This window comes from Corallococcus sp. AB030, assembly GCF_003668965.1.
Classification (GTDB): Bacteria; Myxococcota; Myxococcia; order Myxococcales; family Myxococcaceae; genus Corallococcus; species Corallococcus exiguus.
On record NZ_RAWQ01000065.1, the window covers coordinates 26,399 to 43,507 of the forward strand.

At 70.0% G+C, this 17,109-nt stretch carries 15 protein-coding genes; 5 read left to right on the forward strand and 10 right to left on the reverse strand.

Translation table 11 applies throughout. The features are described from left to right. Window positions 1-143: 143 nt before the first annotated feature. The 3 genes from D7Y15_RS17530 to D7Y15_RS17540 all read right to left on the reverse strand — a co-directional run bounded on the left by D7Y15_RS17530 (window position 144) and on the right by D7Y15_RS17540 (window position 2,493). The gene (locus D7Y15_RS17530) at window positions 144-722 is read right to left on the reverse strand and encodes a type 1 glutamine amidotransferase domain-containing protein (protein ID WP_120580685.1); all 579 of its coding nucleotides are present in this window, start codon (window positions 720-722) and stop codon (window positions 144-146) included. Window positions 723-922: 200 nt separating this feature from the next. Then, complete coding sequence (locus D7Y15_RS17535) at window positions 923-1,726, reverse strand: ABC transporter permease (RefSeq protein WP_121753307.1); 804 nt, start codon at window positions 1,724-1,726, stop codon at window positions 923-925. Beyond that, window positions 1,723-2,493 (reverse strand): ABC transporter ATP-binding protein, encoded by a 771-nt coding sequence (locus tag D7Y15_RS17540; protein WP_120580687.1) that lies wholly within the window; start codon window positions 2,491-2,493, stop codon window positions 1,723-1,725. The genes D7Y15_RS17535 and D7Y15_RS17540 overlap by 4 nt, the downstream gene beginning before the upstream one ends. Before the next feature lie 201 nt (window positions 2,494-2,694). Here D7Y15_RS17540 and D7Y15_RS17545 point away from each other — a divergent pair, with 201 nt between their 5' ends. Then, the gene (locus D7Y15_RS17545) at window positions 2,695-4,251 is read left to right on the forward strand and encodes a cation:proton antiporter (protein ID WP_211486885.1); all 1,557 of its coding nucleotides are present in this window, start codon (window positions 2,695-2,697) and stop codon (window positions 4,249-4,251) included. Further along, window positions 4,248-5,384, forward strand: coding sequence for a cyclic nucleotide-binding domain-containing protein (locus D7Y15_RS17550; RefSeq protein WP_120580689.1), 1,137 nt, complete (start codon window positions 4,248-4,250; stop codon window positions 5,382-5,384). Before D7Y15_RS17545 ends, D7Y15_RS17550 begins: the two co-directional genes overlap by 4 nt. A gap of 14 nt (window positions 5,385-5,398) precedes the next feature. Here the strand turns inward: D7Y15_RS17550 and D7Y15_RS17555 are convergent, their stop codons facing one another. The 5 genes from D7Y15_RS17555 to D7Y15_RS17575 form a co-directional block, all read right to left on the reverse strand. Then, window positions 5,399-5,950: a hypothetical protein gene (locus D7Y15_RS17555; RefSeq protein WP_120580690.1), complete on the reverse strand. Its 552-nt coding sequence runs from the start codon at window positions 5,948-5,950 to the stop codon at window positions 5,399-5,401. Between the two features lie 73 nt (window positions 5,951-6,023). Continuing rightward, window positions 6,024-7,199 (reverse strand): tetratricopeptide repeat protein, encoded by a 1,176-nt coding sequence (locus D7Y15_RS17560; RefSeq protein ID WP_121753309.1) that lies wholly within the window; start codon window positions 7,197-7,199, stop codon window positions 6,024-6,026. Window positions 7,200-7,251: 52 nt separating this feature from the next. Further along, on the reverse strand, window positions 7,252-8,967 hold the full coding sequence (locus D7Y15_RS17565) for an aldehyde dehydrogenase (RefSeq protein WP_120580692.1): 1,716 nt from the start codon (window positions 8,965-8,967) through the stop codon (window positions 7,252-7,254). Between the two features lie 86 nt (window positions 8,968-9,053). Next, window positions 9,054-11,351: a M56 family metallopeptidase gene (locus D7Y15_RS46585; RefSeq protein WP_199745939.1), complete on the reverse strand. Its 2,298-nt coding sequence runs from the start codon at window positions 11,349-11,351 to the stop codon at window positions 9,054-9,056. A gap of 8 nt (window positions 11,352-11,359) precedes the next feature. Beyond that, window positions 11,360-11,740 carry a BlaI/MecI/CopY family transcriptional regulator gene (locus tag D7Y15_RS17575; protein WP_120559023.1) on the reverse strand — a complete coding sequence of 127 codons (381 nt, stop codon included), beginning with the start codon at window positions 11,738-11,740 and terminating at the stop codon, window positions 11,360-11,362. A gap of 199 nt (window positions 11,741-11,939) precedes the next feature. Here D7Y15_RS17575 and D7Y15_RS17580 point away from each other — a divergent pair, with 199 nt between their 5' ends. From D7Y15_RS17580 to D7Y15_RS17590, 3 genes are all read left to right on the forward strand, one after another. Then, window positions 11,940-12,905, forward strand: coding sequence for a hypothetical protein (locus D7Y15_RS17580; RefSeq protein ID WP_120581275.1), 966 nt, complete (start codon window positions 11,940-11,942; stop codon window positions 12,903-12,905). Window positions 12,906-13,053: 148 nt separating this feature from the next. Continuing rightward, complete coding sequence (locus D7Y15_RS17585) at window positions 13,054-13,641, forward strand: hypothetical protein (protein ID WP_121753312.1); 588 nt, start codon at window positions 13,054-13,056, stop codon at window positions 13,639-13,641. A 104-nt stretch (window positions 13,642-13,745) separates the two neighbouring features. Further along, window positions 13,746-15,116, forward strand: a complete 1,371-nt coding sequence (locus tag D7Y15_RS17590) for a hypothetical protein (protein WP_120581273.1) — start codon at window positions 13,746-13,748, stop codon at window positions 15,114-15,116. Here the strand turns inward: D7Y15_RS17590 and D7Y15_RS17595 are convergent. Continuing rightward, entirely contained in the window at window positions 15,113-16,726 is a 1,614-nt protein-coding gene (locus D7Y15_RS17595; RefSeq protein WP_172815012.1) for a phospholipase D-like domain-containing protein, read from the reverse strand. The genes D7Y15_RS17590 and D7Y15_RS17595 overlap by 4 nt on opposite strands. Window positions 16,727-16,789: 63 nt before the next feature. Then, window positions 16,790-17,026, reverse strand: coding sequence for a chaperonin (locus D7Y15_RS17600; protein ID WP_120561048.1), 237 nt, complete (start codon window positions 17,024-17,026; stop codon window positions 16,790-16,792). Between the last annotated feature and the right edge of the window lie 83 nt (window positions 17,027-17,109).

Here is a 17,109-nt window from a genome sequence, read left to right on the forward strand (position 1 = left end):
ATTTTCCCTCTGAAGCAGGGGCAGGCAGGCCTCTCCCCGGGGGGAAAATCCGATGCTCCGCGCGGCACGTAGAACCCCCCAGAGCGCGTGAAGCACCCTGGGGGGCTGGGTCCTGTTGGACCATGTTTCGCCCTGTTGGCCGCTCAGTGCACTGGGGGTGCGCGGTCCGCGGTGGCTTGCGGGGCCAGGGGCGACTCCAGACGTGGGGCGATGCCGTCCTTCAGCTGACGCAGCACGGCGGCGCAGAAGGCCTCCAGGTCATCCGGCTTGCGGGACGTGATGAGGTTGCCGTCCTCCACCACCTGGCGGTCCACCCAGCGCGCGCCGGCGTTGATGAGGTCCGTCTTGATGGAGGGGAACGAGGTGACGGTGCGCTCGTCCGCGATGTCCGCCTCCACCAGCATCCACGGCGCGTGGCACACGGCGGCGATGGTCTTGTCCGCCTTGAAGAAGTCGCGCACGAAGCCGACCATGGCGATGTCCATGCGCAGGTGGTCCGGCGAGTAGCCGCCGGGAATCACCAGCGCGGCGAAGTCCGCGGCCTTCACCTCCTTCACCGCCTTCTCCGTGCGGATTTCCGCGCCCTTCTTCCCCTTGAGCGTCTTGCCGGCCTCCACGCCGATGACGACGGGCTCGTGGCCCGCCTGCTTGAGCGTGTCGAAGGGCACCTGGAACTCGGAGTCCTCGAAGTCGTTCGCCACGATGAATGCGATGCGCGCCATGGAACTGCCTCCCGCTGGGCATTGGTGTCGTTGAACCCGCCCGAGCAAGGTGCCCACGACAGGGGCCGCGACAACGCCACCCCGCACCGTCTTCCAGTCCCGAATGCGCTCGGCTGCCCCCCTTCCAGGTCGGTAGGCCGCGTTCACCAACGCTAGATTGACGCCATGCGCTCCCGACGCCTGCTCCTGCGCGTCCGGCGTTAGCTCACGCTCTCCGCGCTGTAGCGGGCCAGCAGGCCCGTGCGCACCGCGTAGCGGTAGACCCGCTGGAACACCCAGCCCGCCAGCACGATGTCCAGGAGCGCCAGCGCGAAGCCCCAGCCGAGCGTGGCGCCGGAGAACTCACCGCCGGCCACCAGCGTGCGAACGCCCTCGAAGACGTAGGACGGGGGCAGCAGCTTCGCCACCCACTGCATCCACTCCGGCAGCGTGGACAGCGGGTAGAAGACGCCCACGAACGGGGACAGCAGACTGGGGATGGGCCAGACGAACCACTCGGACGCGGGGCCCAACCTCAAGACCATCGCGCTGCTGAGGATGCCCAGCGCGATGCCGAAGAGGAACAGCACCATCACGAAGGGGATGAACATTGCCCCGTAGGCGGCGAAGGACAGGCCGAACACCGTGGTGGACAACAGCAGCATGACGACGAGGCCAATGGCGCTGGTCACGATGCTCGTCAGCACCAGGCCGCTCACGTACTCCGTCAGCGTGAGCGGCGTGGCGAAGACGTTGAGGAAGTTGCGCGACCAGACGTCCTCGAAGAAGCCCGTCGTCAACCCCTGCATCACGCGCGCGAAGAAGTCCCAGAGCAGCACCGCGCCCAGCAGCGCCGGCACGAAGTCGTAGCCGGAGGACGTGACCTGGTTGAGGTACCGGGTCATGAAGCCCCACAGCACCATGTCCACGGCCACCCAGGCGAACAGCGGCACCACTCGCGCGAAGTTGCCCCTGTAGAGATAGAACTGGCGCAGCGCGATGCCCGCGACGTGGTTCAGGTTCATGGCGCTTCGTTCCTCTCCAGCGCCAGCGGCTCGTTGGCCACGGCGATGAACAGCTCCTCCAGTGACGCCTTGCCGTGCTCGCGGGGCAGCGTCTTCGGGTCGCCCTCCAGCAGCACCCGTCCGCGCGCCAGGAAGAGGACGCGGTCGCAGACGGACTCCACCTCGTACATGTTGTGGGACGTCCACAGCACGCCGCTGTTGCCCTTCGCGGCGAAGTCACGGATGCGGGTGCGGATGTCCAGCGCCGTGGCCGGATCCAGCGACGCGGTGGGTTCGTCCAGCAGCAGCAGCCGGGGCTCGTTGAGCATGGCCTTGGCCAATGACACACGGGTCTGCTCGCCGGAGGAAAGCACGCCGCACTTGGTGTCTCGGAAGCGCTTCAGGTCGTACTCCTCCAGCAGCGTCTCGATGCGGGCGGACAGCCCCTTCACGCCGTAGATGAGGCCGAAGACGCGCAGGTTCTGGGCCACGGTGAGGTTGCCGGGCAGGGGCGAGTAGACGGCGGCGAAGTTGGTGCGGGACAGGGCCTTCACCCGCTGGGTCTCCAGGTCGGTGCCTTCGATGGCGATGGTGCCGGAGGTGGGCTGAAGCACGCCCAGGAGCATGTTGATGGTGGTGCTCTTGCCCGCGCCGTTGGGTCCCAGGAGCCCCACGATTTCGCGGCGGCGCACGTGGAAGGAGATGCCGTCCACGGCCGTGTGGGCACCGTAGGTCTTGCGCAGGGCCGTGACGGAGAGGACCAGGGTGTCCAGCGAGCCGGATTTCATCTGGGTGCTTGCTGTACCACGCGGACGTCTCGCCGCCAGGGCGCACTTCCGGCGGGAGGCAGGCGGGCGGGGCCTCGGGGCCCGGAGACGAAAAGCGGACGGTGCCCGTGCACGGTCCACGCGAATCTGGAAAGCTTCGCGCCCCTTCCTGGCCCCAGTGGAGTCGCCGTGCTGCTGGAAGTACCTATTTTAATAGGCCTAATGGTGGCAGCCATCGCGCTTGCCATCGCCGCCAAGCGGGCCAGCGTGCCGTACAACGTCGCGCTGGTGCTTGGTGGCCTGCTCATCTCCGTCGCACACCTGCTGCCGGGCGTGCCCCCGCTCAACCCGCAGGTGGTCTTCCTCATATGCCTTCCGCTGCTGCTCTTCGAGGGCGGCATCATGGCGGACCTCAATGGCATCCGCGCGAACGCGGTCCCCATTGGCCTGCTGTCCACGCTGGGGATGGTGCTCGCCATTGGCGCCACCGGCGCCGCGCTGCACTGGATGCTGGACCTGGCGTGGGGGCCCGCGCTGCTGCTGGGCTCCATCCTCGCGGTGACGGACACGGTGTCCATCCTCTACGCCTTCCGTCGTGCGCCAGTGCCCGGGCGGCTGGCGGGCATCATCCAGGGTGAGAGCCTCTTCAACGACGGCACCGCGCTGGTGGCGTACACGGCCATCGCGGCGGTGGTGGCGGGCGGTATGGCGCCCTCGCTGGGGTCGCTGGGCGGCCATGTGCTGCTCGCGTCGGTGGGCGGCGCGGTGGTGGGCCTGGCGCTGGGCCTCCTGGGCGGCTTCATCATCCGGCGCGCGGAGGATCCGCTCGCGGAGATCATGGTGACGACGGCGGTGGCGCTGGCGTCCTACGTGATGGCGGAAGAGGTGCACCTGTCGGGCGCCATCTCCGCGGTGGTGGCGGGGCTCGCGGTGGGCGTGACGCTGCGGCGGGAGGTGCCGCCGCAAAGCCAGGTGGCCATCCACTCCTTCTGGGAGTACGCCACATTCGGCGTCAACACGTTCCTCTTCCTCTCTGTCGGTCTGGACACGCGGCCGGAGGCGCTCCAGGGACACCTGCCGGGCGTGGGCATCGCGGTGGTGGCGGTGGTGCTGGGGCGCGCGGTGGCCATCTACCTGCCCTTCCTGCTGCTGCGTCTGTTCAAGCCCGCGGAGACCATCCCGCTGCGCTGGCAGCACGTGTTCCTGGTGGGCAACATCAAGGGCGCGCTGTCCATCGGTCTGGCGTTGGGTCTTCCGGAGAATACGCCCGCGCGCGAGCAGATTGTCTCCATCGCGTTCGGCGTCACGCTGGTGTCCATGGTGGGCCAGGGGTTGATGCTCACGGGCGCGCTCAAGGCGTTGGGGCTGTTCCAGCAGGACGCGGTGGCGCTGGAGATGGCGGAGCAGCGCGGGAAGCTCATCGCCAGCCGCGCGGCGCACGTGGAGCTGGAGGCGTTGCATTCGCAGGGCCTGTTGCCGCGCGCGGCCTATGAGCACCTGCGCAGCGAGTACCAGGTGAACATCGCCCGGGCGGAGCGGGAGCTGCGGCGCATCAGCGAGCAGCACCTGGCCGAAGGGGCGAAGGACCTCTTGAGCACGCGGCGGCGGCTCATCGACGCGGAGCGCACGGCGTTGCAGGGCGCGCGGCGCAACGGGCTGATTCCGGAGGCGACGGCGGAGGAGATGCTGGCGCAGTTGGACGCGCGGATGTTGGGCCTGGAGAAGGTGCTGCACGGCGGGCACGCGAATTCGGAAGGCAAGGAGCACAAGGCGTCATGAAGATCGTCATCGCGGGGGGAGGACGGGTGGGCGGCGCGCTGGCGGCGCGGCTCGTGTCGGAGCAGCACTCGGTGACGGTCATCGAACGCGACGCGGGCATCTGCTCGCGCCTCTTCGAGGAGGTGGGCGTGGTGACGGTGTGCGGTGACGCCACGAATCCGCGCGTGCTGGAGGCGGCGGGCATCGGGACAGCGGACGTGGCGGCGGCGGTGCTGGCGCACGACCCGGCGAACCTGGCCTTCGCCATGCTGGTGCGCGCCACGTCCAGCGCGCGCCTGATGGTGCGGATGCTGGACACGAACTACCGCGACGCGTACCGGCTGGCGGGCGTGAAGGAGCTGGTGGCGGAGGCGGACGTGGTGGTGGCGAAGATGACCACCGCCATCGACTTCCCGCAGGTGTCCGGGTCGCTGCCGCTCAGCAGCGGCGACGCGCTCCTCTTCGAGCTGGCCATTCCCGCCCGCGCCCGGGTGGCAGGGCAGACGGTGGCGCAGGTGCGCGGCATGGAGGGCTTCCCTCGCGAGTGCATCTTCATCGCGCTGGTGGATCCACAGGGCCACACGGCGCTGCCGGAGGGCAACACGCAGCTGAAGGCCGGGCACAACGTCATCCTCGTGGCGCGCCGCACGCAGGTGGCGACGGCGGTGGAGTTCCTCACGTCGGAGCCGCCGCTGGGCGAGGGCCTCGCTTCGACGCTGGCGAAGACGCTGCGCAAGCTGGACTTCCTGGCGCCCCTGAATGACGACGAGTTGGAGGCGGTGGCGCGCGGCGCGGAGCTGCTCCAGACGCCCGCGGGCACGGAGCTGTTCCGCCAGGGCGATGCGGGCGAGACGTTCTACGTGGTCATCTCCGGCGAGGTGGCGATGAAGGACGGCTCACGGCAGACGGTGGCCACGGTGAAGCAGGGGGGCTTCTTCGGAGAGCTGGCCCTGCTCACGGGCGAACCACGCAACGCCACCGCCGTCACCGCCACACCGTGCGAGCTGGCCGCCGTGGGCCGCGAGGACTTCCGCGGCGTCATGATGGCCAACCCCGCCGTCGCGCTGGAGATGAGCCGCATCCTGGGCCAACGCCTGTCACGCCTGGGCGGACAGGTGCAGTCGACGAAGCGGCGCGGGCTGTTCGGCCGCTGAGAAAGACTGGTGCGCTACGTGGACCGCCTGAGGCGCCCGCACACCGCGGACGCCGCCAGGAAGCCCACGCTGAAGGCGCTGCGGAAGCGGTCGTAGAGCGCGCCGACTCCGGGCACGTTGGCGATCATGTCGCCGAAGCTCCACATCTCCTCGTGCGCGTGGATGAGCGGCAACACCTCACCGCCGTCCTCGCCGCGCTGGAGCGTGAAGTCGTACACGAGCAGCGTGCGCAGCGGGTACGTGTAGAGCCACGCGAACTGCTTGAGGTTCATCACCCCGTCCACGATGGCCCGCCCGCTCTTCCCATCCGGCTCCAACTGGACGTTGAGCTGGAAGATGTCGAAGTCGAAGTGGAACATGCAGTGGAAGCCCGCCGCGCCCTTGCGGTACGTCTCCTTGCCGCCCCCCTTCTGCCAGGGGTCGGTGAAGGTGACGTCCTCCGCCATCATCGGCAGCAGCTCCGCGTCCAACACCGACGCGGGGATGGACGTCGTGTAGAGCAGCCGCGTCACTTCCCGGAAGCGCGCTTCCAACTGCTCGATCAATGCCTGCTCCGCCTTGCGCATACGTCCCCCCTGCCCGCTCTCGGACCGCGCCTGAAGGTAGGCACGGGCCTGGGACAGGGGAAGACGGGGTGCGTCAGCCGCTCAGCTCCGTGAGGAGCTGCGCCGCCTGGTCCTTCACGGTGGCGTCCGCCGTGCCCAACGACTGCGCCTGCCTGGCGTGCCGGGTGGCTTCCGCTCGGTCGAACGGTTGGGTGGCGCGCGCCAGGTTCAGGTGCGTGAGCGCGTCCTGGGGGTTCGCCTCCAGCACCCGCTCCAGCAGCACGCGGGCCCGCGCGTGGTCCTGGTCTCCCATCAGCAGGCGAACCAGGTCGTTGGTCGGGCCGGGCTCGTGGGGCACCACCGCCACGGTCTCCTCCAGGAGCTTGCGGGCCTCGGCGCGCTCACCCAGCGCCTCGTGCGCCTGCGCCAGCGAGTGACGGATGTCCCACTGATTCGGAGCGCGCTCGAGGGCCTCCGCGAAGAGGACCTTCGCCTCCGCCAGCTCCCCGGCCAGCATGCTCGCCAGGCCGTGCAGGTGGACGTAGCGGACCTGCGCCGGATCCAGCTCGCGCAGCTCCAGGATGGTGCGGCGGGCCGAGTCCTTGCTGTTGGCCTGGAGGTAGAGACGGAAGAGATCCTGCAACACCGCCACGCGCGTGCGGCCCTGCGCGTTCTCCAGCGCCCGCGTGGCCGCCGCGATGGCCGCCCCGATGGCGCCGTTCGCCGCATGCGCGCGCGACAGCATCAGGTGCGGCAGGGCCTCCTGGGGCGCCAGCGCCGAGGCCTGCTGGAAGTGCGTCACCGCCGCCGCCGTGTCCCTGCGCTGCACCGCGATGCGGCCCAGCTCGAAGTGCGGGTAGACGCTGTGGGGCGCCACCACCTGCGCGGCCTCGAAGGCGGCCTTCGCGCCCTCCAGGTCGCCGCGCTCGGCCAGCAGCGTGCCCAGGTTGAAGCGCTCGAAGTAGCCGGCGGTGGGCGCGGCGGCCAGCGCCTTGAGCGTCACCAGCGCCACGGGGTCTCCGGCCTGCGCCTTGAGCATGGCCAGGTGCGCCTGCGCCTCCGTGTTGTCCGGCTGCACCTGCAGCAGGCGCGTCACGGCGCCTTCCGCCTCCTTCGCGGCGCCGGTGCTCAGGTGGGTGCGCACCAGGCCCATCAGACAGTCCACGTCCTTCGGGTCGATGGAGAGGCCCTTCTGGAAGCTCTTCACCGCCTCCGCCGGCTGACCCTGCTGGAGCGACTGCCCACCCTCTTGCGCGTACCTGGATGCCATGGTCCCCCTTAACTACCACGAGCCTCCAGAATCCCCGCCTCCCCGCCTGCCCCTACCGGCGCAGCGCGGCCAGGGCGACACCAGGGACCTTCCACCAGGACGGGGACTGCTCGAATTCCACCAACCGGCGGCCCAGCGCCGCCACGCCCTTGTGACCCGGCACCCACGGAGGCGAGGGCAGCGACGTGAGCGGGGCGCGCAACACCGCCTTCTCGATGGACTCCAGCATGAACGTGTTGTGCACCCAGCCCTGCCCGCTCTGGATGTCCCGGGCCGACGCGGACGGATGGCCACCCCAGGGCATGCTGCCCAGCGCATACGCCGCCGCGGGCCAGGTGTTGAGGGCCACCGTGCCGTAGCGCAAATCGCGCACCGCCTTCTCCACAGCCGCGCGCACCCTCGGGTCCCGCATCGTCTTCGGGTGGACGATGAGCGTCACGTTCAGCGTGCCCCACACCTTCTCGTTGAGGAACGCCACCGCGGCCTCCAGGAAGGTCACCGGTTCGTCGGAGCCCGGCAGGCCCGTCTCAGACAGCACCGTGCACCAGGGCTCGTTGCGGAAGACGCGGTCGTCCGTCTTCGAGGGATCCACGTCTGGAATCAACGCGTAGGCCAGGTCGCCCTCGCCGGGGTTGCCCACCAGCCGCAGGTTGGGGCGCGCGTCCGTGAACTGGTGCCAGCGCTCCTGCGCGCCCGGGTAGTACGCGCGGCGCACGGGCGCATGGCCCAGGCTCGCCTGGATGCGGTCCATCAGCGTGCCGCGTTGGAGCCAATCCTTCGGCTGCACCAGCAGCTTCGCCGCGTTGCAGTTGAAGGACGCGTTGTTGGCGACCATGCCGGCGATGTCGTCCGCCTGGAAGCGCAGCTCGCCGTCCGAGTACGGCCCCGGCACCACCACCACGGGGGAGATGTTGCCCAGCTCGCTGGAGACGTGCTTCGCGAGCAGCGGTTCGTTCTTCCGGCGGCGCTCGTCGGACTCCGGGCCGGGCGGGCCCCACACGAGCGCGTCGTGGGTCTTGTCGCTGCCGGTGATGTGCAGTTCGTCCACCGCGTCGTGGTGGACCAGCTGCGCGCCCTCCTCCGCGCCGCCGTACATGATGGCCAGCGCGTCGCGAGCGATGAGCGGGGCGAAGGCCTGCTCCAGGAACGGGCCCAGGTACGCGTTGACGGGGTTCATCTTGAGCACGCAGGCGGTGCCCTCGACGAAGAGCTTGTAGAGGCAGTCCATGGGCGGGATGGAGTTGACGTTGCCGCCGCCCAGCACCGCGCAGACCCGGCCCTTGTGGGGCTTTCGGTAGAAGGACGCCTGGTGTTCACGCAGGTTGGCCGCGGTGACGCCAGGCTGGAAGTAGACCTCGCCCGTGGTGCCGGGCAAGAGCATCCCCTCCAGCCTGTCCCGGGGGAACAACCGCGCGGCGAGCCGCCCGTCCTCCAGCGTGCGCAGGTGCTTCGCGGGGATGACGGGCGCGCCGTGCTTCTGGATGTCCTTCAGCGCGTCCGAGAGCAGGCGCAGGTTGCGCACCACCACCATGGGCCCGGCGAGCCACTCCTCACCCGCGAGTGGACCGCCGGGGTCGATGCCCTTCGCCTCGCAGGCCGCGCGCACGCTCGGCTCCGCGATGGCGACGTACGCGTCGCGCAGGTCCCCCAGGAGCCGGATGCGCTCCGGCAGAGGGAGCTTCGCCCACGCGCTCGAGCCCTCACGGACCCGGCGCACCAGGATGTCGATGGTGGTGCGTGACGTGTGCTGCGGGACGGCGGCGGACATGGCGACCTCCGAGACAGGCTTCACACCGGGTCCCGGTATAGGGAACCCCCGCGTGCGCCGTCACCGAGGGGCCGCGCCCTCCGTCCTCAGGAGGGCAGAGGCTCGGCCAGGCCCTTGCGGATGGCCTCGTCGATGACGGCCATCACCTTCTTCATGCTCTCGCGGCTGCGCGCCGCCTGCTGCTCGCCCAGCTTCCCCTGCTGCTCGCCGAGCTTCCCCTGCTGTTCACCCAGCTTCGACTGCTCCTCGCCGAGCGCCTCCATCTTCTGGCTGAGCTCCTCCTGCTGCTTGTCCAGGCCCTCCAGCTCCTGGTCGAAGGACGCGTCGCGCTTGTCGAGCTCCGCTTCCTTGCGGTCGCGCTCGGGGCCGTCCGCGAGCGAGTGGAGGCGGGCGCGTTCCATGGCGATCTCCGCGCGCTTCGAGGCGATGGCGGCGTGCTTCGCGGCGATCTGCGACATGGGATAGCCAAGCTCCGCCTGCTTCTGGCCCAGCGCGGCCTGCTGCGCGCCCAGGGCCGCCTGCTTCTCACCGAGCGCGCTCTGCGAATCGCCCAGCTTCCGGTCGTCCTCCATCAGGTTGCGCACCTGCTCCAGCGTCTTCGCGTCGCGGATCAGCATGGGCTTGTTGTCGCGGCGCACGAAGAGCAGGTCCTTGCCCTTCTGCTTGAAGGTGCGCGCCAGGTACAGGTCGTCCGTGCTGCCGGCCATCATCGTGCGGCCGTCGGAGAGGTACGCGAAGGTGTCGCCGTCCTCGATGCCCATGTCCGGCGGAGGCGCGGGCGGTGCGGGAGGACGCGGCGCGGCCGCGAGCATGGGGGCCATGGGCGCCACCGGGGGCACCGCGCTCCGGACCGGAGGCGCGGGCGGCACCGGCGGGGTGGGCCTGCCACCGACCGGGGGCGCGGGCGGCGCGGGCGGCACCGGAGCCAGCCTGTCATTGGCCGGGATGGGCGCGGGCGCGGTGGGAGGGACGTGCGTGGTGAGCTGCGTGGACCGCGTCGCCCCCGGCGTAGGAGGAGGCAGCGCGGGCAGCGGAGGCAACGGCGGTGCATCCGCGGGCGTACCGGGCGCCTTCGCGCTGTGCTCCATCACGGTGGGCTTCGCATCGGGGGCAGGCGTCGTGGTGGAGCGAGAAGCGACGGTCGGCCTGGAGGCCGGCGCGGCGTCCTCGGGCAGGTACCGGACGGTGCCCACCCGAACGGGGGCGGGGGTCGCGTCCTTCGCGGCGGGAGCGGTGCTCTCCGCGGGCGCCTTGGCGACGACCTGGAAGGGCATCAGGACGACGGCGCCGAGGGCGAACAGCGCACCCTTCAGCCACCGGCGGGGTTGCGTGGGGACGACGTCGACATGTTCCAGCATGCGGAGCCTCCTGTGCAGCGCGTGAAGGTGGGCCGACGCCCCGAGCGCCGCTGCGCTGCGTGGGGGCCGGGTGATGCCAAAGGCGATGAGCAGCTCGCCGTAGTCCGCGGGCTCCGCGCCGGTGAGGCGCAGCGCCTCCGCGTCGCACGCCTCTTCCCGGGCGAGCGCGTACTCACGGGCCGCCTGGCGCGCGAGCGGGTGGAAGAAGAGGACCGTCTCCGCCAGCGCCGGCACCCAACCCAGCCACAGGTCCCCGCGCCGCAGGTGCGCCACTTCGTGCGCCAGCGCCATGCGCAGCGAGTCCTCCGGCAAATCACGCAGCGCCTTCGCGGGCAGCACGATGACCGGCGACACCAGCCCCGCGGCCAGCGGGCTCACCACCTCGTCCGACACGAGCAGCGTGGGCGGACGGCGCAGGCCCGCTTCATTCGCGAGGAACTCCGCCTCCTCCTCCAGCACCGGGTGACGCAAGGGCCGCGCGCGCTCCCGCATGCCCTGCACCTGACGCCACGCCAGCACGTGGCCCCGCACCTTCCACGCCACGCCCGCGCCCCACAGGACGAGCAGCGCCCACACCCCGCCCACCGTCCACGAATGCGCGCGGAGCGACTCCACCGCGCTCTTGAAGAACGAGGCGACCCGCGCCCCGGCCGAGGGGCCCTCCACGGGAGCCGGTGTCTGCCCTTGCGGCGACACCCGCATGAGCACGTCCGCATCGGGGGCCGTGAGCACCATGACCGTCCGCCCCGGCGTCTGGGATTGAGCACCGTCCACGCGGACCGTCTGGGATTGCGCGGTCGTGGACTCCACGGGCAGCAGCGCCAGCGGCATGGGCTTGGGCCAGCCCAGCGTGAGCACGAACTTGAGCGCCACCAGCCACCAGAGTCCGGCGCGCAGGGCCGCGGGCAGGCGAGGCAGCGTCCGGGCCAGCAACCAGACGGCCAGCGCGCACAGCGCCCCCTGCCACGAGGCGCGCCACACCGACTCCGACCACGACGACCACCACGGCGAGGTCATGAGAGTCATCACGGGGCTTACTCCTTCCGCTTCTGGCGCAGGCGCGCCACGACGTCCTGGAGCTGCTTCAGCTCTTCGTCGGACACGTCCTCCGTCTCCGACAGGTAGGTCACGAACGGCGACAGGGACCCGGAGAGCGTGCGCTGCACGAAGTTCCCTACGACGTCGCGCAGCAGCTCTTGCGTCGCCACCGGAGAGGCGTACTGGAACACCCCGTCCACCTTGCTCCGGGTCAGGTACCCCTTCAGCCGCAGCCGCTCCATCACCGTCAGGATGGTGGAGCGCGCCAGGCCCTGCGCCTCACCGAAGCGCTCGGCCACCTCGCCCACCGTCGCCGGACCGTGCTCGGCCACGTACCGCAGCACCGCCAGCTCCTGCTCTCCCACCGGCTTCTTCATGCGCCCTGCCCTTCGTGACGACAGCTGTAGTCAGAAAGCAAGGTACGCCTGACTACAGCCGTAGTCAAGCGGGTGTCCCGGACAGGCATCAGGGATCTCCCGCAGGGACAGGCAGCCTCTAATTTCCTAGTCTCCCCTCTCCCCCATGACGCACCCCGCCATCCCTCCGGCCGGGCGCGTCAACGAAAGGCAGTCGAAGATGAAAGGCATTGGCCCCAAGCTGAGCCAGACGCAGTTCAAGGTCGGCAACAACAACACGAAGGTGGGCGAGCAGGTGAAGTACGGCCCCACCGCGGACCTGAACGCGAAGCAGCAGCAGAAGCTCACCGACCACTACGGCGAGCACGGCACGGCGAAGACTCCGCAGAACTCGCTGAACCGCCTGACCCAGTACAGCGATTCACACACCACGTACACGAAGGCGGCGACGGCCTCCGGGCGTCCGCTGACGGAGCAGGAGGCGCTGGTCGCGGGGAGCGCGAAGAACAAGGCGCCCGCGTCCAGCATCAACCACGTCATCGCCTCCGGCACCGGCCAGAACGTCCTCAACCACGAGACGCTCCAGTTCAAGGAGGGCGTGAAGAACGCGAACGAAGGCGCCCAGAAGCTGAGCACGGCCTCCACTCCCAAGGAGAAGGCCGCGGCCCAGAAGCAGATTCAGCAGGGCCTGGCGCAGCAGGCCGCGGGCGTGGGCCGCATGCAGGGCTACTCGCGCGCCACGCTCGCCGAGCGCCAGGGCGAGCTGACTCCGGCGCAGGTGCAGGGGAAGCGCAACGGCGCGCTCCAGAACACCCTCACCGCGATGCAGGGGCCTGATCAGGACACGCGCTTCGGCGCCTACAAGGACGTGCTGAAGGACACCTTCGACTCGCCGGGCAACCTGCGCCTGGGCAACCGGACGCAGAACACGAAGATCAGCACCGGCTTCGACACGCCGCTGGACGCGAAGGGCAAGCCCACGGAGCGCGCCGAGCGCCTCTTCCAGGCGCATCAGACCTTCGGCCCGGACCGGCTCCTCACCAAGGAGCGCCTCTTCACCCTGGATGACAAGGGCGAGGCCATGTCCAGCAGCAAGGAGACGGCGCAGGTCGGAGACAAGCGCAAGGCGGACGCCGCCGACACCGACCCCGGACCGTCCTCGTCGAAGAAGCGCAAGAAGGCCTGAGTCAGCCAACCGGCACCTGAGCGCCCGCTCGCCCGGTCGCTCAGGTAAGGGTCGGGTAGCAGAGGACCGTGTGTGTCCTTGTCTCTGTCGGAAGGGCAACCAGATTTCTGGCAGCCGACTTCAAACCCGACACACACGGAGATTTCCCATGAAGCTCCCTCTGTTCGCGGCGATCGCCGCCCTGTCGCTGTACGGTTGCGCCAGCCACAACGCCACCACCCGCGAGGCCTCGTCACCGGAAGCCGGTGCCGTGGGCGGCTCGGGCAGCGCGGGCACCACGTCCGCCAACCCGGACACCACGGATGGCACCAGCGGGAGCATCGACCCCGCTGACACCTCACGCTCCACGGAGCTGCCCGGTGAGACGGGCAACGTGAGCGACCTGGAGAAGCGCGACCGCAAGGACGCGCCCACCGTCTACGACGGCGAGGCCACCGGTGGCTCTGGCGCCGCGCACGAAGCCGTGAAGACCGGCGACGGCCAGAAGTGGGACGTCCAGCAGAACACGCCCACCGACCTGGGCGACGCGCAGGTGCCCGCTGGCGCGGTGAACCAGAACCGCAACCCCAGTGAGAAGGGCAACCTGGGCACCGGCGGCTCCGGCGACCTGAGCACCGACGGCAAGAGCGATGTGAGCGAGGAAACCGGATCCGGCGCCCTCGACAGCGACGTGGACGCCCCCAGCACGGACAGCTCCAAGGTGGACACGGACGCCACGCCGGATCCCACCCATTAGTCATCGCGCCCCACGCGAGGGCGGATACCCGGGAAAGCCCGCTCACGGGCCGTCCCGGGTATTCGTCTGTCCAGCCCGCGCCGCGCCAACTAGAGTGAGCACCAATGACTGGTGCTCCCTTCGTGGCCCTCATCGCGCTGCTTCACTCCCAGTCCTCCAGCATCGAGGAGGTCCCCAATGATGCGCAGCAGGAGACGTACTCCGCGCCGGAGTCGTCGGGGAGCTCGGGAGGTTCCTCGGAGGGAATCGGCTTCCGGGCGCTCCTGGAGGTGGGGCCGCTGAGCTTCCCGTCCGGGACGCGAGGTGGGGAGCAGGACCTGTTCGGCTACGCGTACCCGTCCCTGGGCGTGGATGGGGGCGAGGACTTCGCCTTCATGCTGGGCGCGCCGCTGCGCTTCCGGCTGCTGGACAACGAGCCGAAGCAGAAGGACGACGACTACGGCGCGTGGCTGCGGCGCGAGGACTGGGACGAGCGCAGTGACTACGGCCAGGTGGTGCGCCTGCTGCGCATTGGCGACGAGTCCGGCCGCTTCGGCCTGCGCGTGCAGCCGTTCCTGGAGGAGTCGCTGGGGCGCGGCTACCTGGTGAACCGCTACGACAACCAGCTCAACCCGAACTACCACCCGGCGGGCGGCACGCTGTCGTTCACCGCGGGGCCCGCGCGCGTGCAGCTGCTGGCCAGCGACGTGCTCGCCGCGCGCATCTTCTCAGGCGAGCTGCTGTTGGACATCGGCCGCATCGCCAGCGACAGCGAGGGGAACTTCGACCGCTACCTGGTGCGCGCCTCGGCGGCGCACGACTTCGGCGAGGCCGGCGGAGTGACGCCGGAGGCCACGGTGGCGTCGGTGGGCGGCGAGTTCGCCATGTACAAGGGCGAGCGGCTGCGCTCGTGGGCCCTGCTCGCCGGCGGCGCGCGGCTCAATGATGGCGCGCAGGACGTGGGAGGCATGCTGGGCGTCGCGTTCGAGGGCAACTTCAAGGGCACGCAGCTCAGTGTCACCGTGCAGGGGCGCCGGCAGGGCGGAGGCTTCCGCTTCGGCTACTTCGGCGCGGGTTACGAGCTGTCGCGCTTCTCCGCCGTGGGCCTCTCCGAGGAGCCCCAGGCCGACCAGCGCGTGCCCAAGGACTTCTCCGGCTACCTGGAGCTGTCCGTGGCGCGGGGCGACGGACCGGACTCTCCGGAGGTCGTGGCCAGCGGCGCCGTGGAGTACTCCGCCTTCGGCCGCGCGGACGGCGACCTGTCCCTGAGCTTCAGCACCCCGGGCGGCGAGTCGCGAGGCATCGCGCGCCTGGTGGTGGTGGGCCTGGGCGACAAGCCCCGCTACTCGGTGGCGGCGGAGTTCCGCCAGCGCGTGCTGCCCGCCATGTACATCTGGGGCGCCGGCGCCACGGTGACCTTCCCGCAGCCGGACGGCACGCTGGTGCAAGGCGTGAGCGCGGGCGCGGGCGTGGGCGTGGACTTCGCCCGCCGCTAGTTCCCCACCGTCCCGCCCTCTTCCTGGGCGGGAGCGCAGGGCAGGATGGCGCTGTGCCGCCGGGCCGTCTCGCACGACTTGCCCACCAGCCAGCGCGACAGCAGGCGCACGCCGGAGGCGAAGAGGCCGTCGTCGCCCTTGTGCAGGGCCTCGAAGAGGGACTCGTCCAGCACCGACTCCTCCGGGTCGATGAGGAACTCCTCCGGCTCCAGCGGCTTGAAGAGCGGGTTCTGGTCGAACACCGTCTCCAGCGGGTGCGGACGCAGCCGGTGCTGTCCCTCGTGGGCCAGCCCGTCCAACGTCTCCACCATGTGCGTCGCGTCCACCAGCGGGCGCAGCGCGGCCACGCCAGCCAGGCCTGCCTGCTCCGCCATCAGCGACACGCGCACGCGGCGGATGGCGCGCGACACGGCGTCGCCGGGCGCCTCCGCCTCCCAGCTCAGGTTGAGCTCCGAATCCAACCCCAGGCTGCGGTTGGTCGTGTTCGCGGAGCCAATGGTCATGAAGGTGTCATCCACGATGAGCACCTTCGAATGGATGTACGTGAAGACGTCCGAGCCGTCCTCGTCCTTCGCCGCCGAGCCGTACACCGCGAAGCCGTGGCCCGTTTCGGAGGCCACCTCGCGCAGCGCGCGCAGCAGGCGCACCTGGGCCACGCCCATGGCGATCTGCTCGCGCAGCGCTTCCGGCTGACGGGGCAGCACCAGCATCACCTGGAGCCGGGGCCGCCCGGCCGCGCGCATGCGTTTGACGAGCGCGTCGTAGATGGCGCGTGAGGAGAAGTACTGGTTCTCGATGTAGATGAAGCGCTCGGCCGCGTCGATGGCGTCCACGTACAGCGCGCGGATCTCCTGCACCTCCGCTTGCGGAGGCAGCAGCGTCTTGCCGAAGGTGCGGCTGATGGCCACCGGGCCCGGAGGCGCGGGCATCGTCGCTTCGAAAGTCATGTCGTCGCGGTTCACGGGCTCCAGGTGGAGCTCGCCTCCGCCCGAGTGCGCCCAGCGCGCCTCGAACAGCTCCGCGAGCGGCTTCACCGCGGGGCCCGTCAGCACCGTCTGCACGTCGTGGTACGGCCCGTGCGGGTCGCGGCCGGAGTCGCAGCGCAGCTTCGAGCGCGCGGGGTGGTCCCGGTCGTCCCAGCGACAGTCACACACGTCCATGCCGCCGGTGAACGCCATCACGCCGTCGATGACGACGAGCTTCTGGTGATGAGCGCCGTAGAGCGGACTGGAGGAATCGAAGCGGAAGCGCAGCCGCTCGTTCGTCGTCCAGTTGAAGAGCAGGTTCTGCATCCACTCGCGCTCCATGGCGAGCAGCATGCTGAAGTCCCACGCGAGGATGTAGACGTGCAGCTCCGGGTTCTCCCGGCACATCTCATCCAACAGTGGCAGCAGCCGGACTTCTCCTCCCTTGGCCTCCTCCAGGTCCTCACCGCGCAGCAACGTCACGTCGCTGTCGAACTGCCAACCGGTGATGACGATGGAGCGGCGGGCCTTCCGGATGGCCCTGTACAGCTCACGGTAGTAGTCCCGGGCGTCCACCAGCACGCCCGCGTCATGCGTATCCGTCCGCGTCCAGCAATTGCGTCCGGGATTGAGAATGGGTTTCACGTCATTCACCTGGCCCTGGAGTGGATCCCTGTTGTCGTCCGCGCCCGGCCGGCGGAAGCATCATCACCCCACGAACACAATGTGCTTTCCGGTCGCCAACGTCATGTCGGTGGACGAGACCACCCTGGCCACCTTGCGAGCCTCGCCCCCCACGGTGTCGAAGGCCGCGGCGATCAGATCACCGAGCGTCACCTGCACGCGCTTCGCCTGCTTGCCGGCGCTGGACACGGCCTTCACCGTCTTCGCCTTCATCTGACGGGCCTTGCGCTGGATGGTCTGCTTCTGGGTCTTGGTCGCCATGGTCTTCGTTCTCCGAGGATGAAGTGTCTGCGTGATGCGCCGTACCGCCCCGTACCGCCCGTCCTGCCGTGCTGCCCCGACCC